Source organism: Albidovulum sp., assembly GCF_008933605.1.
Lineage (GTDB): Bacteria > Pseudomonadota > Alphaproteobacteria > Rhodobacterales > Rhodobacteraceae > Albidovulum.
Genome location: NZ_WBUS01000011.1, coordinates 1 through 25,807 on the forward strand (window position 1 = coordinate 1; position 25,807 = coordinate 25,807).

24 protein-coding genes are annotated in these 25,807 nt (G+C 68.1%); 7 read left to right on the forward strand and 17 right to left on the reverse strand.

Going from position 1 to position 25,807, the window contains the following annotated elements:
* The 3 genes from F9K34_RS02860 to F9K34_RS02870 all read right to left on the reverse strand — a co-directional run.
* On the reverse strand, positions 1-743 hold a 743-nt coding region (locus F9K34_RS02860; RefSeq protein ID WP_291335190.1), incomplete at its 3' end, for a dihydroneopterin aldolase.
* A gap of 89 nt (positions 744-832) precedes the next feature.
* Positions 833-1,522, reverse strand: coding sequence for a cell wall hydrolase (locus tag F9K34_RS02865; protein ID WP_291335191.1), 690 nt, complete (start codon positions 1,520-1,522; stop codon positions 833-835).
* Between the two features lie 184 nt (positions 1,523-1,706).
* Positions 1,707-4,265 (reverse strand): putative PEP-binding protein, encoded by a 2,559-nt coding sequence (locus tag F9K34_RS02870; protein WP_291335193.1) that lies wholly within the window; start codon positions 4,263-4,265, stop codon positions 1,707-1,709.
* Between the two features lie 141 nt (positions 4,266-4,406).
* Here F9K34_RS02870 and F9K34_RS02875 point away from each other — a divergent pair, with 141 nt between their 5' ends.
* Genes F9K34_RS02875 through F9K34_RS02890 form a run of 4 tightly spaced genes read left to right on the forward strand, consistent with a single transcriptional unit; the run spans position 4,407 to position 9,958 of the window.
* On the forward strand, positions 4,407-5,474 hold the full coding sequence (locus F9K34_RS02875) for an AI-2E family transporter (RefSeq protein ID WP_291335194.1): 1,068 nt from the start codon (positions 4,407-4,409) through the stop codon (positions 5,472-5,474).
* Between the two features lies 1 nt (position 5,475).
* Entirely contained in the window at positions 5,476-6,147 is a 672-nt protein-coding gene (locus F9K34_RS02880; protein ID WP_291335195.1) for a DnaA ATPase domain-containing protein, read from the forward strand.
* A 52-nt stretch (positions 6,148-6,199) separates the two neighbouring features.
* Positions 6,200-8,365 (forward strand): RNA degradosome polyphosphate kinase, encoded by a 2,166-nt coding sequence (locus F9K34_RS02885; protein ID WP_291335197.1) that lies wholly within the window; start codon positions 6,200-6,202, stop codon positions 8,363-8,365.
* A gap of 36 nt (positions 8,366-8,401) precedes the next feature.
* Positions 8,402-9,958 carry a Ppx/GppA family phosphatase gene (locus F9K34_RS02890; protein WP_436405704.1) on the forward strand — a complete coding sequence of 519 codons (1,557 nt, stop codon included), beginning with the start codon at positions 8,402-8,404 and terminating at the stop codon, positions 9,956-9,958.
* Here F9K34_RS02890 and F9K34_RS02895 read toward each other — a convergent pair whose 3' ends face one another.
* From F9K34_RS02895 to F9K34_RS02915, 5 genes are all read right to left on the reverse strand, one after another.
* Entirely contained in the window at positions 9,959-10,309 is a 351-nt protein-coding gene (locus F9K34_RS02895) for an AAA+ family ATPase (protein ID WP_291335201.1), read from the reverse strand.
* A 44-nt stretch (positions 10,310-10,353) separates the two neighbouring features.
* The gene (locus tag F9K34_RS02900) at positions 10,354-11,385 is read right to left on the reverse strand and encodes an endonuclease/exonuclease/phosphatase family protein (RefSeq protein ID WP_291335202.1); all 1,032 of its coding nucleotides are present in this window, start codon (positions 11,383-11,385) and stop codon (positions 10,354-10,356) included.
* Positions 11,386-11,389: 4 nt separating this feature from the next.
* On the reverse strand, positions 11,390-12,073 hold the full coding sequence (locus F9K34_RS02905) for a molecular chaperone DjiA (protein WP_291335203.1): 684 nt from the start codon (positions 12,071-12,073) through the stop codon (positions 11,390-11,392).
* A 63-nt stretch (positions 12,074-12,136) separates the two neighbouring features.
* Positions 12,137-12,622 carry a GNAT family N-acetyltransferase gene (locus F9K34_RS02910; RefSeq protein ID WP_291335262.1) on the reverse strand — a complete coding sequence of 162 codons (486 nt, stop codon included), beginning with the start codon at positions 12,620-12,622 and terminating at the stop codon, positions 12,137-12,139.
* Complete coding sequence (locus F9K34_RS02915; protein WP_291335205.1) at positions 12,622-13,233, reverse strand: VOC family protein; 612 nt, start codon at positions 13,231-13,233, stop codon at positions 12,622-12,624. The genes F9K34_RS02910 and F9K34_RS02915 overlap by 1 nt, the downstream gene beginning before the upstream one ends.
* A 128-nt stretch (positions 13,234-13,361) precedes the next feature.
* On the opposite strand from F9K34_RS02915, the gene nhaA reads away from it, so the two are divergent.
* The gene (gene nhaA, locus F9K34_RS02920) at positions 13,362-14,576 is read left to right on the forward strand and encodes a Na+/H+ antiporter NhaA (RefSeq protein ID WP_291335207.1); all 1,215 of its coding nucleotides are present in this window, start codon (positions 13,362-13,364) and stop codon (positions 14,574-14,576) included.
* 42 nt (positions 14,577-14,618) lie between these two features.
* Here the strand turns inward: nhaA and scpA are convergent, their stop codons facing one another.
* Complete coding sequence (gene scpA / locus F9K34_RS02925; RefSeq protein WP_291335209.1) at positions 14,619-16,751, reverse strand: methylmalonyl-CoA mutase; 2,133 nt, start codon at positions 16,749-16,751, stop codon at positions 14,619-14,621.
* A 100-nt stretch (positions 16,752-16,851) separates the two neighbouring features.
* Here scpA and F9K34_RS02930 point away from each other — a divergent pair, with 100 nt between their 5' ends.
* A complete protein-coding gene (locus F9K34_RS02930; protein ID WP_291335210.1) occupies positions 16,852-17,289 on the forward strand; it encodes a DUF4174 domain-containing protein in 438 nt (145 codons plus the stop codon).
* A gap of 7 nt (positions 17,290-17,296) precedes the next feature.
* On the opposite strand, the gene F9K34_RS02935 is transcribed toward F9K34_RS02930, so the two are convergent.
* The 8 genes from F9K34_RS02935 to F9K34_RS02970 all read right to left on the reverse strand — a co-directional run bounded on the left by F9K34_RS02935 (position 17,297) and on the right by F9K34_RS02970 (position 25,241).
* Positions 17,297-18,193: a hypothetical protein gene (locus F9K34_RS02935; protein WP_291335211.1), complete on the reverse strand. Its 897-nt coding sequence runs from the start codon at positions 18,191-18,193 to the stop codon at positions 17,297-17,299.
* On the reverse strand, positions 18,190-19,743 hold the full coding sequence (locus tag F9K34_RS02940; protein WP_291335213.1) for a hypothetical protein: 1,554 nt from the start codon (positions 19,741-19,743) through the stop codon (positions 18,190-18,192). The genes F9K34_RS02935 and F9K34_RS02940 overlap by 4 nt, the downstream gene beginning before the upstream one ends.
* Before the next feature lie 2 nt (positions 19,744-19,745).
* Positions 19,746-21,746 carry an acetyl-CoA carboxylase biotin carboxylase subunit gene (locus F9K34_RS02945; protein ID WP_291335215.1) on the reverse strand — a complete coding sequence of 667 codons (2,001 nt, stop codon included), beginning with the start codon at positions 21,744-21,746 and terminating at the stop codon, positions 19,746-19,748.
* A gap of 126 nt (positions 21,747-21,872) precedes the next feature.
* Complete coding sequence (locus F9K34_RS02950) at positions 21,873-22,151, reverse strand: hypothetical protein (protein WP_291335217.1); 279 nt, start codon at positions 22,149-22,151, stop codon at positions 21,873-21,875.
* Between the two features lie 262 nt (positions 22,152-22,413).
* Entirely contained in the window at positions 22,414-22,767 is a 354-nt protein-coding gene (locus F9K34_RS02955) for a hypothetical protein (RefSeq protein WP_291335219.1), read from the reverse strand.
* A 75-nt stretch (positions 22,768-22,842) separates the two neighbouring features.
* The gene (locus F9K34_RS02960) at positions 22,843-22,974 is read right to left on the reverse strand and encodes a hypothetical protein (RefSeq protein ID WP_291335221.1); all 132 of its coding nucleotides are present in this window, start codon (positions 22,972-22,974) and stop codon (positions 22,843-22,845) included.
* A 211-nt stretch (positions 22,975-23,185) separates the two neighbouring features.
* Positions 23,186-23,605: a DUF6497 family protein gene (locus F9K34_RS02965; protein ID WP_291335223.1), complete on the reverse strand. Its 420-nt coding sequence runs from the start codon at positions 23,603-23,605 to the stop codon at positions 23,186-23,188.
* Between the two features lie 103 nt (positions 23,606-23,708).
* Positions 23,709-25,241 carry an acyl-CoA carboxylase subunit beta gene (locus F9K34_RS02970; RefSeq protein ID WP_291335225.1) on the reverse strand — a complete coding sequence of 511 codons (1,533 nt, stop codon included), beginning with the start codon at positions 25,239-25,241 and terminating at the stop codon, positions 23,709-23,711.
* 179 nt (positions 25,242-25,420) lie between these two features.
* Here F9K34_RS02970 and F9K34_RS02975 point away from each other — a divergent pair, with 179 nt between their 5' ends.
* Entirely contained in the window at positions 25,421-25,774 is a 354-nt protein-coding gene (locus F9K34_RS02975; protein WP_291335227.1) for a DMT family protein, read from the forward strand.
* Positions 25,775-25,807 lie beyond the last annotated feature (33 nt).

The following is a 25,807-nucleotide window of genomic DNA, read 5'->3' on the forward strand; positions in this document are numbered from 1 at the left end:
GGCGTGTCGCGGACCAGCTTCGCCGGCGCCCAGACCACGCGCCGGCCGCGCTTCAGCGCCCAGTCAAGCTCGGTCCGCGTGGCAACGACCGAAAGGGCCGCATCCCGGGCGGCCAGCGACCAGGCCGCCTGTTCGAGTGCCAGGAGCGCGATGTGGCGCCGGGCCTCGTCCGTGGCCGCCGCGGGCAGTGGCAATCCGGGGGCCGGCGGAACGAAGACGGCAGGCCCCTCCACGCGCTCCGGTAGCCCCGGTCCGAGGAGGAGGTGCACGGCGGCGCGGGGCGCTTGCGCGATCTCAGCGTCGACGGTGGCCGCCGCCGACCGGTCGCGGACGATCTCCACCCCGAGCGCGCCCGGAACGAGGTCGAGCTTCTCGATCCTGAGGAAGACCCGCGCCGCCTGCGGCGCGGCGAGTATGCGCGCGGCGACGCGTTCCGCCAGCGTTTCGAGGAGGTTCAGGCGCTCCGCCGCAAGCTCGGCCGCGATGGCCTCGGTGAGCCGGTCGTAGGACAGGATACGGTCCACGTCGTCCTCGGCGCCCTCCCCCTGCCTCGCCGGCGGCGCGAGTTCGACGACGACGTTGAAGCGCAGGCGCTGGCCCTGCCCCCGTTCATGCTGAAAGGCGCCGATCTCGGCCGTGACGACATGGTCGCGGAGCGACAGGCGGTCCAGCGCGTTCGCGCCTGCCATGGCAGCGGCCCGTTCCTCCAGGGTGCCGAAGGCGGGGGATCTGTCGTCGGTCATGGTCGCGCTCCGGCTCGGGTCGGGGCATCATAGCCGGATCGGCCGGTGCCGGAAGGCCGAAGGCGGCGCGGCGGGCGCCGCCCGCGGCGTCAGTTCATCGCGGTCACGACCGGCGCGCGGTAGAAGATGTGGCGGCCGATCTTCGCCGTCTTCTCGAACCGGCGCGCCCAGGACGGCCGCACCGCGGGCGTGTGGAAGTAGGTCGCCCCCTCGGTCAGCGGACGCGGCGCGCCGTCGAGCATCGCCTTGGCGATCTTTCCCGCCCGAATCCAGGCGGCGCGGTCGCCGATGCGGTCCGCACGGCCGTCGCAGGTGTAGGAGAACTGGCACCCCCGTCCGTTCGACTGGTTGACCACGCCGCAGACCGTCCGAGGGAAGGTCGGATTCTCCACCCGGTTCAGGATTACCTCGGCCACCGCGGCCTGCCCCGCGACCCCCTCGCCGCGCGCCTCGAAGTAGAGCGCCGTGGCCAGGCATTCGAATTCCGCCCCGCCCGTGGCCGCAGGCTGCGCCGCAAGCCAGGCATCGTCATAGGCAATCTGGCCCTTGGCGGCCTTCCCGGCCTTCTTCGTGACGACCGGCGGCGTCACGATCGCTGCAAGGCGATTTCCCGCGACCGCCCCAAGGCCTTCACGGTCCTGTCCCAGGAGCGCGGTCAGGTTCATCCCGATCGCGGCGCTGGGATCGTTCGACTGGCTTACCGTCATCTCGGCATGCAAGCCTCCGGCGAGGCCAAGGAGCATGACCATGCTCCCGGTCCAGCACTTCAGCACTGACATTTTCCGTTCCCGAATTGCTTCGTCGAGCCACAGCCCCCCAAAGGCAATGACCGGCAGGGCATAGCCGAACGAGCGCGGCACGTCCACCCGCAGGGGGGCCCGGCGGCAGGACGCCGCCGATCGCCACGATTGTCGCGGCTACTTCAACAATTGGCCCGGCGCACCAGCAACCGGGGTGTCAGCCTCAATCGTTTGAAATCACTTTGTTTCCTTGCGCAATATCCGGGTCTTTCAGGGCGAAGTGCGCAGCGGCAAGGCGCGCCACGGGAACGCGGAACGGCGAGCAGGAGACGTAATCGAAGCCGGATCTGCGACAAAATGCAATGGATGCCGGGTTTCCACCGTGCTCGCCGCAGATCGAAAGCGTCACATCGTGTCGCGTTTGACGTCCGCGCGCGCTTCCGATGAGCAACAATTCGCCGACGCCGTCCTCGTCGAGGACGTGAAACGGGTCTTCCGGGAAGACACCCTGATTGACATAATCGCCCATGAAGCGACCGGCATCGTCGCGCGACAACCCATAGGTCATCTGCGTGAGGTCGTTGGTGCCGAACGACAGGAAGGCCGCGTGCTGGGCGATCTCGCCTGCCCGCAGCGCGGCGCGCGGCGTCTCGACCATCACGCCCATGCGATAGGTGAAATCCGCCCCGGTCGCGGTGCGCACGGCGGCGGCAACCGCGTCGATGCGGGTCTTGACCAGTTCGACCTCCCGCTTGGCCGAGACGAGCGGGATCATCACCTCCGGCACCACCGCCGCCCCGCGCCGGGAGGCCTCGACCGTGGCCTCGAAGATCGCCCTAGCCTGCATCTCGTAGATCTCCGGCACCGTCACGCCGAGCCGGACGCCGCGCAGCCCCAGCATCGGGTTGAACTCCGAGAGCGCCTCCACCCGCCGGGTCACCTCGGAAAGCGGCCGGTCGAGCGCCTCGGCAAGCTCCCGCATCCCCTCGCGGTCGTGCGGCAGGAACTCGTGCAGGGGCGGGTCGAAGAGGCGGATGCAGACGGGAAGCCCTGCCATGATGTCGAATAGCGCGATGAAATCGGCCCGCTGCATCGGCAGGAGCCGGTCGAGCGCGACCTTCCGGTCCTTCGCCGTGTCGGCGAAGATCATCTCGCGCATCACGGTCAGCCGGTCCTCGTCGAAGAACATGTGCTCCGTGCGGCAAAGACCGATGCCTTCGGCCTCGAACATCCGCGCGGTACGGGCGTCGTCGGGCGTGTCGGCATTGGCGCGCACGCCGATGTCGCGGACATTGTCGGCCCAGTGCAGGAGCGTCGTGAACCATTCGTCGAGCGCGGGTTCGAGCATCTCGGCCGAACCGGCCAGCACCTCGCCGTTGGTGCCGTCGACGGTGATCACGTCGCCTTCGCGGAAGGTCCGGCCCGAGCGCGTCACGATCACCCGGTCGCGCGGGTTGAGCGAAAGCTCCGACGCCCCGACGATGCAGGGCAGGCCGAGCCCGCGCGCGATGACGGCGGCGTGGCTGGTGATGCCGCCCCGCTCGGTCAGGACCGCGACGGCCGCATGCATCCCCCGGATGTCCTCGGGCGCGGTCTCGCGCCGGACGAGGATGCAGCGTTCGTCGCGTGCGGCGGCAGCCTGAGCGTCAGCCGAGGAGAAGACGATCCGGCCCGAGGCGGCGCCGGGGCTCGCGGCGATGCCGCGCGCCACCCGGTCGCGCGGAGCGCGCGGGTCCACCTGATGGTGCAAAAGCTCCGACAGCGCGCGCGGCTCGACCCGCAGGATCGCGTCGTCGCGGCTGATGATCCTTTCCGTTGCCAGGGTCACCGCGACGCGGACAGAGGCGCGCGAGGACCTTTGCACCTTCACGGCGTCGATGACCTTCAGCACGCCGTTTTCCAGCGCGAACTCGATCAGCATCTCCTCGCGCAGCCGCTCGCGGCAGGTGCGGCAATGGGCCTGAAGGGCGGCGAAGACCTCGGGCGCCGCGTCCTCGAGCGAGTGGCCCCGGCGATCGCGCACCAGATAGAGCGTCTCTTCGGCCTTGCGGTTCGCGGGATTGAGGCCGCGGAAGCGCCCCGTCACCTGCGGCGCACCGGTCACCGGTTCGATGAGCTGGATCGTGCCTGTGCCCGAGAGTCCCGGCCCGACGGCCTGTGCCATTTCCTGCATGACGAGGCCGAGCGCGGCATCGGACGGCGCGCCCTTCGCCTCGCGCAGAAGCCGCGCCGTGGTCCCCTCCCAGGCACGGGCCATCGACCGGAGCACCTCGCCCATCTGCCGGGCCGGCGACTGCGGGAACTCCTCGTCCATCTCGGCCTCGTAGGCGGCAAGCGCCGCTGCGAGCGCCTCGGGCGAGGGCTCGGCCGTGAACATGTCGGGGTCGAGCCGCGCGACGTGGATGGCATAGGACTGCACGAAACCGAGGTAGAGCGCGTCTGCATAGGCCCGGCCGTGCACTGCGGCGATCTCGGCGTGCTTGGCGCCGGTCATGCCGACATTCAGGACCGTGGTCGGTCCGCCCCATTCCGGATTGGCCGGAGAGGGCCGGATGGTGACCAGCGCGCCACCGAACGCGGCCGCGAGCCGCGCCGTGTCGGGCGTCACTCCCGCCGCGATGGCGCGCACCGTGTCGGCGGATAGCGCGACGGTGCGCGGCACTGGCAGGTCGAGCCGAATGAGCCGCTGGAGGCATTTCGCGCGCCAGCCATGGCGCTCCGCGTCGATCGGCGCCGAAGGCGTGATCTCGGTGAACTCTGCGAAAATGCTCTGTTTCTGCACTGCGGCACCGGCCTCCCTGGCGGCAGAATACGCGCCGCGCGGAACTTGGCAAGGAAAAGCGCCGAATGCCAGCGCACCAGGGCTCCGCTTGCGCGGCCGCCGCGCTTGGGCCATGACTGGCGGGAGCGAAAGGAGTGCGCCATGGCGCTGACGGTCCGGCAACAGGCGAGATACTGGGGGATCGCCGCGGCGATCTTCCTGGCCCTGCTCTGGGGGCTCGGCAACGTGATCCTGCCCTTCCTCGTGGGCGGCGCCCTGGCCTATTTCCTCGATCCCATCGCCGACCGGCTGGAACGCATGGGCCTGTCGCGCGCGGCCGCCACCGCCGCGATCTCGGCGCTCGCGCTTCTTATCTTCGTGCTTCTGGCGCTTCTGATCGTCCCGATGCTCGTCCGCCAGCTCATCCAGCTCGTGAACGCGGCGCCAACGATCTTCGGCGAGTTGCAGGGCTTCCTGACGGCGAACTTCCCCTCGATCATGGATCAGGAAAGCGTCGTGCGCGAGACCCTGGTCTCCATCGGCAAGACCATCCAGGCCAGGGGCGGGGAACTGGCAAGCGGCCTGCTGTCGTCGGCGCTGTCGGTCATCAACGCGGTCGTGTTCATCGTCGTCGTGCCGGTCGTGGCGTTCTACCTTCTCCTGGACTGGGACAAGATGGTCGGGAAGATCGACGCGCTCCTGCCACGTGACCATGCCGAAACCGTGCGCACGATCGCGCGCGACATCGACCGGGTGCTTGCCGGTTTCGTCCGGGGGCAGGTGTCGGTCTGCCTCATCCTCGGCACGTTCTATTCCGTGACGCTGATGCTCGCCGGGCTCGACTTCGGCCTGATCGTCGGGGCCATTGCGGGGCTGATCACATTCATCCCCTATGTCGGTGCGCTGATCGGCGGGGCGCTCGCCATCGGGCTCGCCTTCTTCCAGTTCTGGGGCGAGTGGTTCCAGATCGCCGTCATCGCCGGCATATTCGCGGTGGGCCAGTTCCTCGAAGGCAACATCGTCACGCCGAAGCTTGTCGGCAATTCGGTCGGGCTCCACCCGGTCTGGCTGCTCTTCGCGCTTTCGGCCTTCGGCACGCTCTTCGGTTTTGTCGGGATGCTCGTCGCCGTCCCGGTCGCCGCCGCGCTCGGGGTGCTGGCGCGCTTTGCTATCTCCCAATACCTCGGCAGCCGGCTCTACCAAGGCCTGTCGGGAAGCGACGAGTCTTGAGATGCCCCGGCAACTGACCTTCGACCTGCCGGTGCGGCCCGCACTGGGGCGCGGGGATTTCTTCGTGTCGCCGGCGAATGCGCTTGCCGTGGCGCAAGTCGACGCGGGCGACTGGCCGGAGGGCAAGCTCCTGCTGATCGGCCCCGAGGGCGCCGGCAAGAGCCACCTCGCCCAGGTCTGGGCGGGCGAGAACGATGCCGCGGTCCTTTCTGCCGGCGCGGTGCCGGAGGAGGCGGTCGAGGCGCCGGCCGTCGTCGTCGAGGATGCCGACCGGATCGCGGGGGACCGCGCGGCGGAAACCGCGCTCTTTCACCTGCACAACCACGTCCTCGCCCGTGGCGGCCGGCTCCTCGTCACCGCGGCGTCGCCGCCGCGGAACTGGGGGCTTTGCCTGCCGGACCTCGCCAGCAGGATGGAGGCGACCGCGGTCGCCGAAATTGCCGCCCCGGACGACGCGCTTCTCGCGGCGGTGCTGGTCAAGCTCTTCGCCGACCGCCAGATCGTCGTCGCGCCAAGCCTGATCCAGTGGCTGGTCCGCAGGATGGACCGCTCCTTCGCGAGCGCACGCGGGCTCGTCGCCGATCTTGACGCGCGTGCGCTCGCCCGCGGCGGGCCGGTCACGCGCGAGATGGCACGAGACGCGCTGGACTTGTGCTCGCAACCGGGGTCATGATGCGACGCCGTCCGGCATCAACGAGGTACCGACCGAGGCCCCCAAGTCGCCAATGACACAAGCAGATTTCCTCAAGGCTCCCTTCCCTGCCCCGATCACCTTTCCCGAAGCCGAGATTGCCGGACCGAGACGGTTCTTCAACCGGGAACTGTCCTGGCTCGCCTTCAACTGGCGGGTGCTCGATGAGGCGCGCAATCCGCGGGTGCCGCTGCTCGAACGCGTCCGGTTCCTGTCGATCTCGGCCACGAACCTCGACGAGTTCTACACCGTCCGCGTGGCGGGCCTGCGGGAACTCGTCCGCGAAGGCAACGCGATGTTCTCGGACGACGGGCTGAGCCCGGCCGAGCAACTGAAGCTCATCAACGAGGACGCACGACGGCTGATGCAGACGCAGCAGAGCGTCTGGAACAAGCTCAGGCGGGAACTGGAGACGAGCGGTATCGCGCTTCTGACGCGATCGAAACTGACAAGGCGGGACGAGGACTTTCTCGCCGACTATTTCCTCAACAAGGTCTTCCCGGTCCTCTCGCCCCTCGCCATCGACCCCGCCCATCCCTTCCCGTTCATCCCCAACACCGGCTTCTGTCTCGCGCTCGAGCTCGAGCGGGGGGTGGACAAGCGGCGGTTGCAGGCGATCCTGCCGATCCCGCAGCAGATCGACCGCTTCGTCGCCATGCCGGGCGGCCGGCGCTTCCTGCCGATGGAAGAACTGCTGCTGCTGCATCTGCACTCGCTCTTCCCCGGCTACCGGGACACCGGCCACTGCACGTTCCGCGTCCTGCGCGACAGCGACATCGAGGTCGAGGACGAGGCCGAGGACCTGGTGCGCGAGTTCGAGACCGCGCTGAAACGGCGCCGGCGCGGGCAGGTCATCCGCATGAAGATCACCGCGGGCGCGCCCGAGGGCATCCGCGCGCTGATCATGGACGAACTGGGCGTCACGCCGGACGAGGTGGTCGAGGTCAAGGGCATGGTCGGCATGGCCGACCTGAAGGAACTGGTGCTCGACAGCCGCCGCGACCTGCAATGGCCCTCGTTCACCCCGCGCGTGCCCGAGCGCGTGCAGGACCACGAGGGCGACATGTTCGCGGCGATCCGCCAGAAGGACATGCTGCTGCACCATCCCTACGAGACCTTCGACATGGTCATCCGCTTCCTCAACCAGGCGGCGGCGGACCCCAACGTGCTGGCGATCAAGCAGACGCTCTACCGCACCTCGCAGGACAGCCCGATCGTCTCGGCGCTCTGCGATGCGGCCGAAAGCGGCAAGTCCGTGACGGCGCTCGTGGAACTCAAGGCCCGTTTCGACGAGGCGGCGAACATCCGGCAGTCACGGCGGCTGGAACGTGCGGGCGCGCATGTCGTCTACGGCTTCATCAACTACAAGACCCACGCCAAGATCTCGACGGTCGTCCGGCGCGAGGGCGAGAACCTCGTGACCTACACCCATTTCGGCACCGGCAACTACCACCCGATCACCGCGCGCATCTACACCGACCTGTCCTTCTTCACCGCCGACCCCGCGCTCGGGCGCGATGCGACGAAGGTGTTCAACTACCTCTCGGGCTACGTCCAGCCCGAGCATCTGGAAAACCTCGCCATCTCGCCCATCACGCTGAAGCCGCGCCTGCTGGAACTCATCGCGGTCGAGGCGGAGCACGCGCGCGCCGGGCGCCCCGCCGAAATCTGGGCGAAGATGAACTCGGTCATCGAGCCCGACGTGATCGACGCGCTCTATGCGGCGAGCCGGGCCGGCGTGCGGATCCAGCTCGTCGTCCGCGGCATCTGCGGGCTCAGGCCCGGTATCCACGGCCTGAGCGAGAACATCCGGGTGAAGTCGATCGTCGGCCGCTTCCTCGAACACAGCCGGATCGTCTGCTTCGGCAACGGCCACGGCCTGCCCTCGAAGAAGGCCCGTGTCTTCATCTCCTCGGCCGACTGGATGGGGCGGAACCTCAGCCGCCGGGTGGAGACGCTGATCGAGACGAAGAACGACACGGTGAAGGCCCAGATCGTCAGCCAGATCATGGCCGCGAACCTCGCCGACGAGGCGCAGAGCTGGGTGCTCGGCCCCGACGGTCGCTATCTGCGCGACCTTCCCGACGGGCGCGACGACCTCTTTTCCTGTCACCGTTTCTTCATGGAAAATCCGTCGCTTTCGGGCCGCGGCTCGGCCGGGGCGAAGGACGTGCCGAAGCTTGCCCACGCGCCGGAATGAAGGTTAGAAGGGTGCCGGGTCCGAGGCAGCCGGGGGATGACAGCCATGACCGCCGATAGCCGCGTGCATGGTGACGACTGGAAGCCCTTCGGCCGTCCGTTGTTCGAGGATCCTTCCGCGCGCGCGCTCGACCGGGTGGGTGTCGTCGACGTCGGCTCGAACTCGGTCCGGCTCGTCGTCTTCGACGGCGCGGCGCGCAGCCCGGCCTATTTCTACAACGAGAAGATCATGGCGGGCCTTGGCCAGGGTCTGGCCGAAACCGGCCGGCTCAACCCGGAGGGCAAGCGGCGGGCGCTCGCCGCGCTCCGGCGTTTCGCCATGCTTGCCAAGGGGATGAAGCTGCCCCCCCTGACCTGCGTCGCCACCGCGGCCGTGCGCGAGGCCAGCGACGGACCCGAGTTCCAGAAGCTCGTGGAGCGCGACACCGGGCTCAAGCTCTGGGTGATCGACGGGCAGGAAGAGGCGCGGCTCTCGGCGCAGGGAGTTCTCCTCGGCTGGCCGGAGGCCGAGGGGCTCGTCTGCGACATCGGCGGCAACTCGATGGAACTGGCCGAGGTTTCGGGCGGCAAGGTCGGCCGGCGGGTGAGTTCGGCGCTCGGCCCCTTCCGGCTCCAGCAGGTAACCGGCGGCGGCAAGGGCCTTCAGCGATATATCGAGGAGACGATGGAATCGCTCGCCGAGGCCGTCGGGCGCGGACACGAGCGCGTCTATCTGGTGGGCGGTTCCTGGCGTGCCTTTGCCCGGCTCGACATGGTGCGGCGCAACTATCCACTCACCGTCTTGCATGAATACCGGATGGGGCCGCAGTCGGTACTGCAGACCGCGCACTGGATCGCCGAGAGCGACATCGCCGCGCTCAAGGCCCGGACCGGCACCTCGGAGGCCCGGCTCGAACTGGTGCCGCTTGCCGCGCGGGTGCTGCGCCAGCTGGTGCTGACCTTCCGGCCAAAGGAAATCGACGTTTCCTCCTACGGCATCCGCGAGGGGCTGCTCTACGAGCAGATGCCCGAGCGGCTGAGGATGCGCGACCCCCTGATCGAGGCCTGCCGCCACGCCGAACGGACGATGGCGCGCATGCCGGGCTTCGGCAAGAAGCTCTACCAGTTCATCCTTCCGATCTTCGTCGATTTGCCGGAGGCCCGGCAGCGGGTGATCAAGGCAGCCTGTCTCTTGCACGACACGACCTGGCGGGCGCATCCCGACTATCGGGCCGAGGCCTGTTTCGACAATGCGACACGCGCCAATCTCGGCGGACTCAGTCACGTCGAGCGCGTCTATCTCGGTCTGGCACTGCTCCACCGCTACAAGAACTCGCGCTCGGGGTCGCGGATGGAACCTCTCTTCACCCTGCTCGACGGCCGGCAGCTCCGCGAAGCCGAGGTGCTTGGAAAGGCCATGCGTTTCGGCGCGATGTTCGCGGTGCGGTCGCCCGAGGATGCAGGTGAACTCTTCTGGCGGCCGAAGAAGAAGGTTCTCGAACTGCGACTCAAGGCCGGATCGCAGGCGCTCTTCGGCGAGGTGGCGGAGGCCCGCTTCAAGTCGCTCTGCGACGCGCTCGGCGCGACGGCGCGGGTGACGGTGGTCGCGGACTGATCAGATCTCGATCTCGCCGTTGGGTCCCGGCATCTGCGGGCCCTCGGGGCGCTTGCGGCGGATGATGATGTCGCCGTTCGGCAGCATCTCCGGAGCCTCGTAGTTGCGGACATCGCCGATCATCTCGACGAGCTGGCCAAGCATCGGCCCGACCTCTTTCATGGCGTCGTCCAAGCCCTTGTGCATGTCCTTCAGCGCCGGCTCCATTTCGTCGATGAATGACCGCAGGATGATCTTTGCGCCCTCCTCCAGGAGGCTGAATCCTTCCTCGGCGGAGGCGGGCGGCTCTTCGGCCTGGACAGGCGCCGAGGCAACCATCAGGGCGATCAAGGCGGAGGCGACACGGTACATGAGCCGAATATAGTCCCTCCGGCCCCGGATTCACAGCCGGACGATCACAGATCGACGTCAACGGTGACGGGGAAATGGTCCGACGCGGTCAGGAGCGCCTCCCTCAGTTCCGGCACCCGGTAGCAGCCGGGGTCGTCGAACGGATGCCAGATGCGCCACCTCGGCCCTTTCGCGCGGATGTCCGGCGACACCATGATGTAGTCGAGCAGCGCCGAGAAATAGGCGCCCTTGTCGTCGAGGTAGAACCGCGCGGTCGCGGGCATCGCGGCAAGCTTCTTGCCGAAGGCCACCCGCGCGTGGGGGTCGAACAGGCGCGTCTCGTGCGGTTCGTCCCACCCCAGCACGATCTCCACCCCGGACCGGCCGAAGAGTTTCTCGTATTCGTCGATCCCCGGGCCGTCGTTGAAATCGCCCATCACGATCAGGCTTTCCTTCGCCCGCAGATGTTCGAGCACGCGTTCCCTGAGCCAGATGCACTGGGCAAGCTGCTTGCGCCGGTTCTCGATGGCGAGCCGCTTGATCTGCGCCTCGCTTTCGGCGCCATGCGGGGCCTTCGACTTCACATGGACCCCGATCAGCCTGACCTTCGTGCCTGCGGCGGTGGTCATGGCCACCTCGAGCGGCGGCTTGGAAAAGCGCACCACGTCAAGCGTCGCGTCGATGTTGAGGTCGATCTTGTAGCTCGAATCGAAGCGCGGGCTCGACACGCCCTCCACGGGCTCGTCGGGCAGCCCGATCGGATCGTGCTCGGCCGAAAGCTTGTCGGGATCGTAGAGCAGCGCGATTTCCTGCTGGGTCTCGTTCTCGTAGCCGAGGAGCGCCTTGCGGGTGCGCAGGCCATAGCGCGCGGCGAAGGCTTCCAGCATCGCCACAGTCTTGTGGCGGCGGTTGTTGTCGGGCGCCTCGATGATCATCACCGCATCCGCGTCCATGGCGGTGAAGACGATGCCGAGCGAGCCGAGCTGGTCCGCGCGGGTCACGTTGTAGCGCGCGGACCAGCCGCCGTCTTCGAGCATGACGCCGTTGCGGTCGAAGAGATTGGAGAACCACTCGACGTTGTAGGTTGCCAGCCGCATCGTCTCAGGCCGCCTTGCGCGCCTGGATCTCCTCCCAGGCGCGGTTGATGTCGATGAGCCGCTGTTCGGCCATCTTCAGCGCCTCGTCCGGCAGGCCGCGCGCGCGCATCCGGTCGGGGTGGCTGTCGCGCACCGCCTGCCGCCAGGCCGCGCGCACCTCCTCGATCGGGGCGCCGTGCGGCACACGCAGCACATCATAGGGGTCGCGCGGGGCGTCGGGCACGAGACGGCTCAGAAGCGAACGGAAGCAGCGGTCGTCGACCCCGAAGATGCGGGCCACTTCGCGCAGGAAGGCGTCCTCGTGCGGGTGGTAGTCGCCATCGGCCATTGCGATGTGGAAGAGCCCCTCCATGAGGTCCACCAGCACCGGGTCCCCCGGCCCGAACATGGCGGCGATCTTGCCGGCGTAGAGGTCGAAGCCGGCCACGTCCTGCCGGGCGAGGTTGAAGACGCGCGCGGCGTTGTCCTCCTCCGCGGGCGGAATCGCGAAGACCTCGCGAAAAGCGGCGACCTCGTTGCGCGTCACCTGGCCATCGGCCTTGGCCATCTTGGCGCCGAGCGCGATCACCGCGATGGTGAAACCCACGGACCGTTCCGGCGGCGCCTTGAGCCGGTCGAAGACGGACGCAAGCCCCTCGCCCTTGGCAAGGGCGGCCACGGCGTCGGCGATGCGGGTCCAGATCGACATGGCGCCACTCTAGCCGCAGCGCAGCGCGCTGTCATCGGGTCCGGCTGTGCGGCAATGCAGCCCTCAGCCGAGCCTTTTCATCATCAGCACGAGGTCGAGCCAGCGGCCGAACTTGCGCCCCGCCTCGGGATAGCGCGCCGAGACGTCGAAGCCGATGCGGGCGTGGAAGGCGATTCCGGCCGTGTTCTCGCCCGAGACGCCGGCGAAGAGCGTATGCGCGCCGCCGGCCCGGGCATGGGCCTCCACCCGGTCCATCAGCGCGCGGCCGGCACCGCGCCCGCGAAGCTCCGGCGGCAGGAGGACCGTGTGCTCCATCGCATGTGCGTAGCCCGGACCGTCGCGGAACTGGTCATAGCTGGCGAAGCCGATCGCGCCGCCGTCGCGGACGACGAAGAACTCGCGCCCGGCCGCCCGCCGCGCCGCGATCATGGCGGACAGGCCTTCCTCGGTCTTGAGAACCGTGGTGAACGTGATCGTCGTCTCTCGGATGATGCCATTCCAGAAGGCGGCAAGATGCGGCAGGTCCTCCGCCTCGACGGGGCGAAGGATCACTCGATCCACCAGTCGCCGTGCGGCGTCGTGATCTCGGCCCGGATCGCCTTCGGGCCGACGACGATGGAGATGCGCGGGTCGGAAAGCGGGACAAGCGGGCGGAGACGGTCGGCCTTCGGATGCGCGATCTCGAGCCGCCGCAGGCGGCAGCCGCGGTCGGGCAAGGCGGCGGCCGGGTGGCACTCGCCCTGCCACTGGATAAGCGCCGGAAAGGCATCATCGAAGGGAAGCCGGCCATCCTCGGGCACGCCCATGCGCCAGCGATAGGGGCCGCGCTCAAGCGCGACCGGCTGGCCCGCCCCCGGCGGCGCGGCCGCAAGCGCCGCGTCGAGTTCGTCGGTCCGCAGGATCCAGTTCGTCACCCGTGGCGGCCCGGTGAAGGTGTCGAGACGGAACCACCGCGGGCGGTCGGGTGCGGTGGCGTCCGGGTCGATGGCGATGACCTCGAGATACTCTCCGGGCCCAAGGCTGAGGAGGCGGTTGTGCGTCCCCATGAAGGGGTGCTTTCCGCCGGGCTCCAAACCCACGCCAAGCGCGGCCTCCACGACACGCGCGCCGTGATCGAGCGACGCGGCGGATACTGCCAGGTGATCGAACGCTGCCTTCATCTCACTCTCCGTAACCATCCTAGGCCGCGCGGAAAAAGCTGCAAGGGCGGAAAGAACGCACCCCGTACGGTTGACACACCGCAATGCGACCCCAAGTCTGAGCGAAAGACTCATAATCACGGGACCCCATGAGCCTCATACGCAGCATCGACCAGTTCTTCCGCCACGACGCCGCCGGCGGCGTACTCCTCATGCTTTCGGCGCTCCTTGCGCTGATCATCGCGAACTCGGGCCTGTCGGACGGCTATCACGCGCTGCTCACGACTCCCTTCTCGGTGCTCCTGAACGGCGAGGGGCTTTCGAAGCCGCTGATCCTCTGGATCAATGACGGGTTGATGGCCGTGTTCTTCTTTCTCATCGGCCTCGAACTGAAGCGCGAGATGATGGAGGGCAAGCTGAAGAACCCCTCCGACGTGATGCTCCCCGGCGTGGCGGCGATTGGCGGGATGGCGGTGCCGGCGCTGGTCTATCTCGCGCTCAACTGGTCCGACCCGGTGACGCGCGGCGGCTGGGCCATTCCGGCGGCGACCGACATCGCCTTCGCGGTCGGCGTGCTGGCGCTGCTCGGCAAACGGGTGCCGGCGGCGCTGAAGGTCTTCCTGCTGACGCTGGCGATCCTCGACGACCTCGGGGCCATCATCATCATTGCGCTCTTCTACACGAAGGAGCTTCACCTCGACTACCTCCTCCTCGCGCTGGCTCCGCTCACGGGCCTTTACCTGCTGAACCGCGCGGGCGCGCACCGCATCGCGCCGATCGTCATGCTGGGCATCGTGCTCTGGGTGCTCGTCCTGAAATCCGGTGTGCACGCCACGCTCGCGGGCGTCGTGACCGCCTTCTTCGTGCCGTTGAAGGACAAGTACGGTAAGTCGCCGCTGCACGCGCTCGAACACGCTCTTTCGCCCTATGTGCTCTTCCTCATCGTGCCTGTCTTCGCCTTTGCGAACGCGGGCGTCGTGCTGAAGGGGCTGACGCCGTCGGACCTCGTCTCCGCCCTGCCGCTCGGCATCGCGGGAGGACTCGTCCTCGGCAAGCAGGCGGGTGTGTTCCTGGCGACCTGGGCGCTGGTGCGGATGGGCTGGGCGCGGCTTCCCCAGGGCGTGACCTGGATGCACATCTACGGCCTGGCCTGCCTCGCCGGCATCGGCTTCACCATGTCGCTCTTCATTGGCGGTCTGAGTTTCGCCGACCAGGCGCTGATGAACGAGGTCCGCCTCGGCGTACTGACCGGCTCGGCCATCTCGGCGATCATCGGCTATACGGTCCTGCGCTACGTCGTCCGGCCGGTGTCTGAAACGGGCCACGCCGCCGAAAGGCGCCAGTCGGCCGTTTCGGCAGAGTGAGTCCGCGCGCCGGCCCCTCCGGCGGCGCGCGGAAGAGGCCGGTCATGCCGCGCGCGCGGCCCGGATCAGCCCGAGGATGTCCTTCGCCGCCGCCGGGATGTTGGTCCCCGGCCCGAAGATCGCCTTGACCCCGGCGGACTTGAGGAAGTCGTAGTCCTGCTGCGGGATGACGCCGCCGCAGATCACGATGATGTCCTCCGCCCCCTTCTCCTTCAGGGCCGCGACCAGTTTCGGCGCCAGCGTCTTGTGGCCCGCCGCCTGGGAGGAGATGCCGACGACATGCACGTCGTTGTCGACCGCGTCCTGCGCCGCCTCTTCCGGCGTCTGGAAGAGCGGCCCCACATCGACGTCGAAGCCGATGTCGGCAAAGGCCGTGGCGATGACCTTGGCGCCGCGGTCGTGGCCGTCCTGGCCCATCTTGACGACCAGCATCCTTGGGCGCCGGCCCTCCTCCTCGGCGAAGGTCTCCACGTCCTTCTGGATCGCCGCGAAGCCCGCGTCGCCCTCATAGGCGGCGCCATAGACCCCGGCGAGCGTCTTCACCTCGGCCCGGTGACGGCCGAACACCTTTTCCATCGCCATGCTGATCTCTCCCACGCTCGCCCGTGCCCGCGCGGCCTCCACGGCCGCTTCCAGAAGGTTGCCGCCATCGCGCGCGCGCCGCTCGAGTTCCGCCAGCGCCGCCGCGCACCGGGCCGCTTCGCGGGTCGCGCGGATGCGCTCCAGCCGGGCAACCTGCGCCTCGCGCACCTTCATGTTGTCGACGTCGAGGATCTCGATGTGATCCTCCCGGGTCGGACGGTACTTGTTGACGCCCACCACGACCTCCTCGCCCCGGTCGATCATCGCCTGACGCCGTGCCGCCGATTCCTCGATCCTGAGCTTCGGCATGCCCGAGGCCACCGCCTTGGTCATGCCGCCCATCGCCTCGACCTCCTCGATGAGCGCCCAGGCCTTGCCGGCCAGTTCCGCCGTGAGGCTTTCGACGTAATAGGATCCCGCAAGCGGATCGACGACATGGGTGATCCCGGTCTCCTCCTGGAGGATCAGCTGGGTGTTCCGCGCAATTCGGGCAGAGAACTCGGTCGGCAGCGCGATTGCCTCGTCGAGCGCGTTGGTGTGCAAGGACTGCGTGCCCCCCAGGACCGCCGCCATCGCCTCGTAGGCGGTGCGGATGACATTGTTGTAGGGGTCCTGCTCCTGCAAGGAGACGCCCGAGGTCTGGCAATGCGTGCGCAACATCAGGCTTTCGGGCTTCGTCGCCCCGAACTCCGACATGATCCGGTGCCAGAGGAGCCGGGCGGCGCGCAGCTTTGCGGCCTCCATGAAGAAGTTCATGCCGATGGCGAAGAAGAAGCTGAGCCTGCCCGCGAAGTCATCCACGTTCATGCCTCGCGCGATGGCGGCGCGGACATATTCGCGCCCGTCGGCCAGCGTGTAGGCCAGTTCCTGCACCAGGTTCGCGCCCGCCTCCTGCATGTGGTAGCCGGAGATCGAGATGGAGTTGAACTTCGGCATCTCTTTCGCCGTGTATTCAATGATGTCGGCGACGATCCTCATGCTGGGTTCAGGCGGATAGACGTAGGTGTTCCGCACCATGAATTCCTTGAGGATGTCGTTCTGGATCGTGCCCGACAGGGCCGACCGCGCCACACCCTGCTCCTCGCCGGCGACGATGAAGGAGGCGAGGATCGGGATCACCGCGCCGTTCATCGTCATGGAGACGGAGATCTTTTCCAGCGGAATGCCGTCGAAGAGGATCTTCATGTCCTCGACGCTGTCGATCGCGACGCCCGCCTTGCCGACATCGCCCACGACGCGCGGGTGGTCGCTGTCATAGCCGCGGTGCGTCGCAAGGTCGAAGGCGACCGAGACGCCCTGCTGCCCGGCGGCGAGGTTCTTGCGGTAGAAGGCGTTGCTCTCCTCCGCCGTCGAGAAGCCCGCATATTGCCGGATCGTCCAGGGCCGGCCGGCATACATCGTGGCGCGGACCCCGCGGGTGAAGGGGGCGAGGCCAGGGACGGAGCCCATGTGCGCGAGACCGGCGGTGTCGGCCTCGGTATAGAGCGGCTTCACCCGGATGCCTTCCAGCGTCTCCCAGGCCAGCGCGTCGGGCGACTTCCCCTTCAGTTCCTTCTCGGCCAGGTGCCGCCACGTCGACAGCTTATCGGTCATCGCCTTGTCCTTTCTCCTTGCCCGGAGTCCCGCAGGGTTATCCGGCGTAAGTCTTTGGCATTCCGCCCGTTCCGCCTATATCTGAACGAAAGGAGTGCCCATGAAGTTCGTTGCCGCCCTGTGCCTCGCGGTTCTTGCCGCAACCCCGGTTGTGGCCGAGACGCCCCGGCCCGAATTGCCGCCCGTCCCCGCGGCGGAGGTCACGCTTGCGGATTTCCTCTGGCTCAAGCGCCCGATCGTCGTCTTCGCCGACAGCCCCAACGATCCCGCGTTCCAGACGCAGATCAGGTACCTCGCCGACGATCCCGGCGAACTCCTCAAGCGCGACGTGGTGATCCTGACCGATACCGATCCGAAGGTTCCGTCCGACGCGCGGAAGAGACTGCGCCCCCGCGGGTTCTCGATGGTGCTGCTCGACAAGAACGGACAGGTGATGCTGCGCAAGCCCCTGCCCTGGAGCGTGCGCGAGATCGCCCATGCGATCGACAAGTTCCCGCTTCGCCAGCAGGAGATCCGCGAAGGGCGCGGCGGAGGCTGACGCCGGATCATCGCGCCGCCTCCGGCTCCGCCAGCGCGAGGATTTCGACGCCGGGAACGGCACCCGTCCCGATCGCGGCCCATTCGCGTTCGAAGCGCGCCATCAGCGCGGCGGTTTGCGCCGCGGAGAACGGGTCCAGCGGCGGCCCTCCCGCGCGCCGCGCGGCCTCCGCCATCCTGGCACGGTCGGGGCCCCGGGGCATCCGTCGCAGGGTGTCCAGCACATCGGCCGGCAGCGAGGCGTTCACCGTCGTCCAGGGGCGCGCCACGCCGGCAAGCGGCCCCGGCCCGACCATCGCGGCGGCGAGCGCGGGAACGAAGGAGCGGTCCGCCCGGTGCCGCGCGACCATGACACGGGCGTCGGGGAAGGTCGCCCGGATTGCGCACAGCAACGGCATCCAGGAATTTCCCGCCGCCCCGGCGAACCGGCTGGCGTCGAAGTCCGCGTCGTCGCCGGCAAGCAGGGCATGGGCATGGGACGAGCGCCAGTAGCCCGGGTAATCGCGCACCGTCAGGAAGATGCGGGCGGGCGCGACAGGCAGGGCCGCCGAAAGGTCGGCGAGCCGCGCCTCGGCGTTCGGGTAAAGCTCGGCCCGCGACAGGTTCGGTCCCATCGTGCCGGGAAGGTTCTCCTCGCTGATGACGACATGAGTACAGCCTGCCGCGACCAGGCGGCCGCATTCCGCCGTCAGCGGCGAGGGGACGGGGGCGTGTCCCGCGGCGCGCGCCTTCGTCCAGGCGCGCAGGTCTCCCGCCAGTTCCTCGCCGCGAAGGGTCGCGGGGCCGAGATAGCCGATCCCGGCCGCAGCCAGCCGGTCGGCATGGCGCTGGAGCAGCCGCTGGAGCGCGGTCGTGCCGGTGCGATGAACGCCAAGGTGGACGGTGATCTCGGTCGCCGCGCTCATGCCCCGCCGCCCTCCAGGGTAAGCACCGCTTCGCCCGGAAGCGTCGGCGCGAAGGCCACGAGGTCGTTGCGCAACGCCGCCGCGTCGGCGGCGTCGGTCGCGTAGATGGCGACCTTCCAGTCGCCGAGCGCGCCCTTGGGCCGGGTCACCGAGAGCGTCGCCACCCGGACCCAGCCCGGCGCGACGGCAGAGGCGAACCACTTGTCGTAGATCATCGCCGCCTTCACGCCATGCGCGGTGGCGAGCGGGCCGGCCCAGCCGTCCGCGGGCGCCACCGGGCCGAAGCGGGTCCTTCGCGCCTCGGCGGAGCCGAGCCCCCAGATGTCGAGCACGTAGTCGGGATTGCCCCAGGCCACCCGGCCGAGGTCGTTCACTGCCACCGGCGCCTTGAGGTAATCCTGCGCGAACCGCGCCATCTGCGCCTGCTGCAAGTGGATCGCGCGCGGGTTCCAGACATAGGCGCCCCAGAGCGTCGGTCCATAGGCCACCGCGGCGGCCGCCATCGTCGCAAGCGACGCGCCCTGCCCGATCCGCGCCGCCCGGGACCCCGCCGCCGATCCGGCGAGGAGAAAGGCGCCGAGGAGGATCACGAGGACATAGGGCTCATACCGGTGCATCCAGCCGACCTGCCCGAAGACGAGATGCGCGAGCGCCGCCGCCCCGACGGTCGCCACCATCGCCCCGGCCGGTCCGCGCCGGAGCGCGGGGATGGCCCCCGCCGTGGCCAGAAGGACAACGAGGAGAAGCGCGAGGATCGCCCCCGCCGGCTTCACCAGGTTGGCGATGAGACCGACGAGCAGGCGGAACCCGATACCACCCTGAGGGTCGAGGCCGCCGGTCTTGGCGAGGATCGAACCCGGCAGAGGGTCGAGGCCGAGATGGAGGAGGAAGAGGCTGAAGCCGAGGACCGCGCCGAGCGCGCCGCAGGCGATCAGGCCCGCCGCGCGACGATGCCCCCAGAGCCAGAGCGCCACCGCCGCCGCCAGCGAAAGCGCCAGCCCCTCGTAGCGAAAGAGCGGCGCGGCGATCGCCGCCGCGACCAGCCACCATGCGGCCCCCTGCCCGTTCAGCGCCCGCCAGAGCCCGAGTACCACGAGGAGGCTCGCCAGCAGATGCGGGGCCGCCTCCATTCCGGTGTAGCCGACGCCCGAGATGTTGAGGAAAACCGGCCCGGCGATGACGATGGTCGCGCCGGCCGCGCCGGCCAGTCCGGCGGCCGCGGCGACAAGGCCCCAGGCCCAGCCGGCCCCCGCGACCGCGAGCGTGTTCCAGAAGAGCGGCAGAAGCCGCTGGGCCTCCGTGCCCGGAAAGGGCAGCAGGAGAAACGGGTAGACGATGGAGGAGGAGGCCGAGGCAGGCTCGCCAAGGTTCACGCCGTAGGTGCCCTGGGCGATCTTCTCGGCCATGGCGAGGTGGATATAGACGTCGTCGAGCGGATATTCGAAGACCCCGGCATGCCAGGCCGCCACCGCCTGGAGGGCGAGAAAACCCCCCAGCGCGGCAAGCATCCCCCAGAGGGGATAGCGGCTGACGTTTGCCCCTTCGCCCATCCTCACTCGAACTCCAGGATCACGTCATCGACCCTAAGGCTCGCCCCGGCCGCGGCAACGACGCGCTTGACGGTGCCCTTCCGCTCGGCGCGCAGGATGTTCTCCATCTTCATCGCCTCGACGGTGGCGAGCGCCTGGCCTTCCTGCACCTCCTGCCCCACCTCGACGCTGATCTTCACGACGAGGCCCGGCATCGGGCAAAGGAGGAACTTCGAGGTGTCGGGAGCGGCCTTTTCCGGCATCAGGCGCGCCAGCTCGGCCTGACGGGGCGTGCGGACATGCACCTTGAGGTCGGCGCCGCGGGTGCGGATACGGAAGCCCCCGGGGATTTTCCCGACCTTCAGCACGACCGGGTCGCCGTCCACCGTGAGCCGGGCAAGCGGCTGGCCCGGCGTCCAGTCCGAGGTGACGCGATGGGCGCTGCCGTCGGCGAAATGCACCGTCGCGCCGTCGCGGTCGGCTGCGATCGTGACCGCGATCGCCTCGCCCTGAAGGCTGACGACCCAGTCGTCGCCGACGTGGCGCTCGTGGTTGCCAAGCCGGCCGGTGATCCGCGTCCGCCGGATTTCCGCCACCCGGTTCATCGCCGCCGCGGCCGCTGCCACCTTGCGCAGGCCGCCTTCGGGCAGGGTCACGCCCTGGAAGCCCTCGGGATATTCCTCGGCGATGAAGGCCGTGGTGATCGCGCCCTCGACGAAGCGGGGATGGTCCATCACGGCGGAAAGGAACGGCAGGTTGTGGCCGATCCCCTCCACTTCGAACGTGTCGAGCGCGACGCGCATCCCCTCGATAGCCGCGCCGCGCGTCGGCGCCCAGGTGCAGAGCTTGGCGATCATCGGATCGTAGTACATGCTGATCTCGCCGCCCTCGTAGACGCCGGTGTCGTTGCGCACGACGCCCTCCGCCGTCGCGGCCTCGACCGGCGGGCGGTAGCGGGTGAGCCGGCCGATCGAGGGCAGGAAGTTGCGATAGGGATCCTCGGCGTAGAGCCGGCTTTCCATCCCCCAGCCGTTGATCCTGAGGTCGGATTGCCGGAAGGGCAGCCTCTCGCCCCCCGCGACGCGGATCATCTGCTCCACGAGATCGACGCCCGTGATCAGCTCGGTCACCGGATGCTCGACCTGCAAACGGGTATTCATTTCAAGGAAATAGAAGTTGCGGCTGCCATCGACGATGAACTCCACCGTGCCCGCGCTGGTGTAGCCGACGGCGCGGGCCAGCGCGCAGGCCTGCTCGCCCATCGCCTTGCGGGTCTTCTCGTCGAGGAAGGGGCTCGGGGCCTCCTCGATCACCTTCTGGTTCCGCCGCTGGATGGAGCACTCCCGCTCATGCAGGTAGACGCAGTTGCCGTGCTTGTCGGCCAGCACCTGAATCTCGATATGGCGCGGCTGGGTCACGAACTTCTCGATGAAGATGCGGTCGTCGCCGAAGGAGGCCGCCGCCTCGTTCTTCGAGGACTGGAAGCCGTCCCGCGCCTCCTCGTCGTTCCAGGCGATGCGCATGCCCTTGCCGCCGCCGCCGGCCGATGCCTTGATCATCACCGGATATCCGATGTCTCGGCTGATCCTGACCGCCTCCTCGGCATCGGCGATGAGCCCCATGTAGCCGGGCACGGTGGAAACGCCCGCCTCCATGGCGATCTTCTTGGAGGTGATCTTATCGCCCATCGCCTCGATCGCCGGCGATGGCGGGCCGATGAAGGTCACGCCCTCCCTTTCCAGCGCCTCGGCGAACTTCATGTTCTCGGACAGGAAGCCATAGCCGGGGTGGACGGCCTCCGCGCCGGTCTTGCGGATGGCCTCCATGATCTTGTCGATGACGATGTAGGACTGCGCGGCGGGCGGCGGGCCGATATGCACGGCCTCGTCCGCCATCTTGACGTGCAGCGCCTCGCGGTCGGCATCGGAATAGACGGCGACGGTCTTGATGCCCATCTTGCGGGCCGACTTGATGACCCGGCAGGCAATTTCGCCCCGGTTCGCGATCAGGATCTTCTTGAACATGTCGTCCCCTTCTCAGGCCGCGCCGGGCTCTCCCGGTCATGAAAACACGAAGGGCCACCCGGGCGTGCTGCCCCGGTGGCCCTGATGCAAGACACATGCGGCCGCGATAGGGCCGCCGTCAGGGTGTCAGTTGCAGATGCCCGCGTCGTCGCAGAAGACACCGGCGCCCGCGCCGATGATGGCACCCGTGACCGCACTGTTGCCCGTAGCGTCGGCAATGACCGCGCCAGCGGCCGCGCCCGCAACGCCGCGCTCGGCGTCGTTTTGCAGGCAGCCGGCGAGACTTCCCACCAGCGCGACGGCAACGATGATCCTTGTATAACGCATTCTGCTCTTCCTCCGGTTAGAGTTGATATGGAAAATAATTCTAGCGTATTCCCGGCGGCCGAAAAGCGGATTCGCCATGAATGACGCCCATCGGCGGCGCAATGTCGACCGAAACGCGGGCGGCCATCCTGAGACAAAAGTGGCCTGACCCCGATGGGATCAGGCCGTAGAGAAGGGGAAGGGTAACGGTTTTGACAAATCGGGGCGCGAAGCTTGCTGTAGGGTGACGCCCCGCACGGAGCATGTGCTGGACGCGCCATTTGCGCAAAGACAAAGTTTCCAGTGAGGAAACGATCGGCAATTTCATGCTGAAACGCTGCAGGAACACGCAGAAACATGCCTATTCCTCCCCCTCGAAGACTTCGGGGAAGCTCGCGCGGGCCCGGGCGAGGTCGATGCGCAGGAGCGCCTCGTAGCTTTCCGGATCGAACGGGAGCCCGGCCGGGACCACTTCGCGGCCGAAAAGCCAGGAAAGCCGGCCCGCATCGAGATTGCCGCGCTCGAAGGGTTCCTCGCCGAAATTGTCCCAGAGCGCGGCCATGAAGGCCAGGTCGGCACGGCGGTCGGCGGGACTGCGGTCACGGAAGCGTTCGCGCGCGACGAGCCGCGTTGCGCCCTTCGGATTGGCGCGGCGGATCACGAACTGGTGGTCGGTGCCGGGAAGGCGGCCGGGAAAGCCGCGGTGCTTCAGCATGGCACACCCCTCCCGGATGGGGCGGCCGGGCGGCGGGCCGGGGCCGGGCGTGGCGCCCGGACCCGGCCGATGGGATCAGCTGCCGTACTTGCCGGTGAAGACGGGCTCCGTCGTGACGGGCTGTTCCGCGTAGACGGTTTCCTTCTTTGCCGCGCAACCGGCCACGACGGCCACGAGCATGGCGGCAACAAGGGCTTTTCTGGACATTCGAATCTCCTGCTCAATTCGGCGGTTGCGCCTCTCGCGGTGCACCCCGACCTGTTGTTATCGCTACGGGCTGCGTCGCCGCATCCCTTGGCGATCATACCCGCTCTGACGATACTATCCCACCGTGCACCGCGCAAGGCGGCGGGCTGTGGCGCGGGGGCACCACCCGCCCCACCGGACGTGATTGACCGGAAATCGCCGGGCGTCGCCATCAGAACGGCTCCCACTGGCAGCGCCCGTCGGTGATCGCATAGGCCTCGAAGAACTGTGTGGCCTCGGGCGCCGGCTCGCCAAAGGCAACCGCGCGGTCGGAGAGCGAGATGATGACCTGCGCCGGCGCTGGCCCGGTGGCCGGCAGCCGCGGCAGGGCGAAGTCGTTGCAGAGCGCCTCCATGTCGGCCTGTGCGGCCTCCACATCGACGGTGGCGGCATCGCGTGCGATCGCCGGCGCGACGAAGCGGAAGCGGATCGTCAGACCCTCCGGTCCCGGCGCCGATTGCACCGTATCGAGATAGGTCACGTCCTGCCCGGAAGGCACGGCGACGACCGTGCCGCCCGTCACCGCCGTTTCCTGCGCTCCTGCGCCGAGGCCGAACCCGATCATGGCGACTGCCACCGCTCCCCTTGTCATCCGCAGGCCACCCGCCGACGCTGTGCCCCGCCCCGGCAGAGCGGCCCGAGACGTCCTGCAACTCGGCACGGTGCTGGTCATCGCACGCCCTGCCTCCCGGCCCTCAGAGTGGAATATTGTCGTGCTTCTTCCACGGGTTCGCGAGCTTCTTCGTCCGCAGCGAGGCGAAGGCCCGCGCCACCCGCTTGCGCGTGGAATGGGGCATGATCACCTCGTCGATGAAGCCCTTTTCGGCCGCCACGAAGGGGTTGGCGAAGCGGTCCTCGTAGTTCTTCGTCCGCTCGGCGATCTTCTCCCTGTCGGCGAGTTCCGCCCGGTAGAGGATCTCGACCGCGCCCTTGGCGCCCATCACGGCAATCTCCGCCGTCGGCCAGGCGTAGTTGAAATCGCCGCGCAGGTGCTTCGACGCCATTACGTCATAGGCGCCGCCATAGGCCTTGCGGGTGATCACCGTGACCTTCGGCACCGTCGCCTCGCCATAGGCGAAGAGGAGCTTCGCCCCGTGCTTGATCACGCCGCCGTATTCCTGGCTCGTGCCCGGCAGGAAGCCCGGCACATCGACGAAGGTGAGGATCGGGATTTCAAACGCATCGCAGAAGCGCACGAAACGCGCGGCCTTGCGCGAGCTGTCGATGTCGAGGCAGCCCGCCAGCACCATCGGCTGGTTGGCCACCACGCCCACGGTCTGCCCCTCGATGCGGATGAATCCGGTGATAATGTTGCCGGCATAATCCTTCTGGATCTCGAAGAAGTCGCCCTCGTCTGCCACCTTTAGGATCAGTTCCTTCATGTCGTAGGGCAGGTTCGGGTTGTCGGGGATCAGCGTGTCGAGGCTCGGCTCCACCCGCGCGGGATCGTCGAAGAAGGGGCGGGTCGGCGCCTTGTCGCGGTTCGAGAGCGGCAGGAAGTCGTAGAGCCTGCGAATCTCGGCCAGGGCCTCCACGTCGTTCTCGAAGGCGCCGTCGGCGACCGAGGATTTCTTCGTGTGGGTCGAGGCGCCGCCAAGCTCCTCGGCCGTCACGATCTCGTTCGTCACGGTCTTCACCACGTCGGGGCCGGTGACGAACATGTAGGACGTATCCTTCACCATGAAGATGAAGTCGGTCATCGCCGGCGAATAGACCGCGCCGCCCGCGCAGGGGCCCATGATGACGCTGATCTGCGGCACCACGCCCGAGGCCATGATGTTGCGCTGGAACACGTCGGCATAGCCGGCGAGCGAGGCCACGCCCTCCTGGATGCGCGCGCCGCCCGAGTCGTTCAGCCCGATCACCGGCGCGCCGTTCTGCATCGCCATGTCCATGATCTTGCAGATCTTCTGGGCGTGGGTTTCCGACAGGGAGCCGCCGAAGACCGTGAAGTCCTGGCTGAAGACGTAGACCATGCGGCCGTTGATCGTGCCCCAGCCGGTGACGACACCGTCGCCGGCCGGCCGGTCGGTCTCCATGCCGAAGTCGGTGCAGCGGTGGGCGACGAACATGTCGAACTCCTCGAAGCTGCCTTCGTCGAGAAGAAGCTCGATCCGCTCGCGCGCGGTAAGCTTGCCACGGGCGTGCTGGGCGTCGATCCGGCGCTGGCCGCCGCCGGCGCGGGCGATGGCGCGGCGGGATTCGAGTTGTTCGAGAATGTCCTTCATCGGGTCCCCCTCCAGGCGATGGCGCACCCTATCCGCTGGCACCGGTCGGTCAAAGCGGATTTCCGGAAATTTGCAACATTTTCGCAAGCACTATGCTGCGAATTGAATATCTGCAAAACCACGGGACTTTCCGCCCTCCATGACGCGGGCTATAGCATCGGAAAACCGTGCGAGGCATCATGGACCGTATTCCCGTTCCGCTGATAACGATCGGCCTTCTACTGGCCTCGAATGTCTTCATGACCTTTGCCTGGTACGGCCATCTCAAGTTCAAGGCGACGCCGCTTGCCGTCGTCATCCTTGCAAGCTGGGGCATCGCCTTCTTCGAGTACCTCCTGCAGGTGCCCGCCAACCGGATCGGCCACGGCCATTTCTCCGCGGCCGAACTGAAGACCATCCAGGAGGTGATCACCCTCGTCGTCTTCGCGGTCTTCTCCGCGACCTGGCTCGGAGAAGGGCTCGGCTGGAACCACGCCGTCGGCTTCACGCTGATCGCGGCCGGCGCCGTCTTCGTCTTCCAGCCCTGGGCCTGAGAGGGCTCGCACAGCCCCCTGTGCACTCCGAGC

What these genes read in the sequence shown, in the direction of transcription:
- F9K34_RS02890 (WP_436405704.1), top strand. Translation starts at nt 8,402, where the DNA reads ATGACAGCCATGACCGCCGATAGCCGCGTGCATGGTGACGACTGGAAG.
- F9K34_RS02955 (WP_291335219.1), bottom strand. Translation starts at nt 22,767, where the DNA reads ATGCTGAAGCACCGCGGCTTTCCCGGCCGCCTTCCCGGCACCGACCAC.
- scpA (WP_291335209.1), bottom strand. Translation starts at nt 16,751, where the DNA reads ATGACCGATAAGCTGTCGACGTGGCGGCACCTGGCCGAGAAGGAACTG.
- F9K34_RS02935 (WP_291335211.1), bottom strand. Translation starts at nt 18,193, where the DNA reads ATGAGCGCGGCGACCGAGATCACCGTCCACCTTGGCGTTCATCGCACC.
- F9K34_RS02960 (WP_291335221.1), bottom strand. Translation starts at nt 22,974, where the DNA reads ATGTCCAGAAAAGCCCTTGTTGCCGCCATGCTCGTGGCCGTCGTGGCC.
- F9K34_RS02940 (WP_291335213.1), bottom strand. Translation starts at nt 19,743, where the DNA reads ATGGGCGAAGGGGCAAACGTCAGCCGCTATCCCCTCTGGGGGATGCTT.
- F9K34_RS02880 (WP_291335195.1), top strand. Translation starts at nt 5,476, where the DNA reads ATGCCCCGGCAACTGACCTTCGACCTGCCGGTGCGGCCCGCACTGGGG.
- F9K34_RS02915 (WP_291335205.1), bottom strand. Translation starts at nt 13,233, where the DNA reads ATGAAGGCAGCGTTCGATCACCTGGCAGTATCCGCCGCGTCGCTCGAT.
- F9K34_RS02875 (WP_291335194.1), top strand. Translation starts at nt 4,407, where the DNA reads ATGGCGCTGACGGTCCGGCAACAGGCGAGATACTGGGGGATCGCCGCG.
- F9K34_RS02865 (WP_291335191.1), bottom strand. Translation starts at nt 1,522, where the DNA reads ATGTCAGTGCTGAAGTGCTGGACCGGGAGCATGGTCATGCTCCTTGGC.
- F9K34_RS02905 (WP_291335203.1), bottom strand. Translation starts at nt 12,073, where the DNA reads ATGTCGATCTGGACCCGCATCGCCGACGCCGTGGCCGCCCTTGCCAAG.
- F9K34_RS02970 (WP_291335225.1), bottom strand. Translation starts at nt 25,241, where the DNA reads ATGAAGGACATTCTCGAACAACTCGAATCCCGCCGCGCCATCGCCCGC.
- F9K34_RS02895 (WP_291335201.1), bottom strand. Translation starts at nt 10,309, where the DNA reads ATGTACCGTGTCGCCTCCGCCTTGATCGCCCTGATGGTTGCCTCGGCG.
- F9K34_RS02930 (WP_291335210.1), top strand. Translation starts at nt 16,852, where the DNA reads ATGAAGTTCGTTGCCGCCCTGTGCCTCGCGGTTCTTGCCGCAACCCCG.
- nhaA (WP_291335207.1), top strand. Translation starts at nt 13,362, where the DNA reads ATGAGCCTCATACGCAGCATCGACCAGTTCTTCCGCCACGACGCCGCC.
- F9K34_RS02885 (WP_291335197.1), top strand. Translation starts at nt 6,200, where the DNA reads ATGACACAAGCAGATTTCCTCAAGGCTCCCTTCCCTGCCCCGATCACC.
- F9K34_RS02950 (WP_291335217.1), bottom strand. Translation starts at nt 22,151, where the DNA reads ATGGCGAATCCGCTTTTCGGCCGCCGGGAATACGCTAGAATTATTTTC.
- F9K34_RS02945 (WP_291335215.1), bottom strand. Translation starts at nt 21,746, where the DNA reads ATGTTCAAGAAGATCCTGATCGCGAACCGGGGCGAAATTGCCTGCCGG.
- F9K34_RS02975 (WP_291335227.1), top strand. Translation starts at nt 25,421, where the DNA reads ATGGACCGTATTCCCGTTCCGCTGATAACGATCGGCCTTCTACTGGCC.
- F9K34_RS02900 (WP_291335202.1), bottom strand. Translation starts at nt 11,385, where the DNA reads ATGCGGCTGGCAACCTACAACGTCGAGTGGTTCTCCAATCTCTTCGAC.
- F9K34_RS02965 (WP_291335223.1), bottom strand. Translation starts at nt 23,605, where the DNA reads ATGACAAGGGGAGCGGTGGCAGTCGCCATGATCGGGTTCGGCCTCGGC.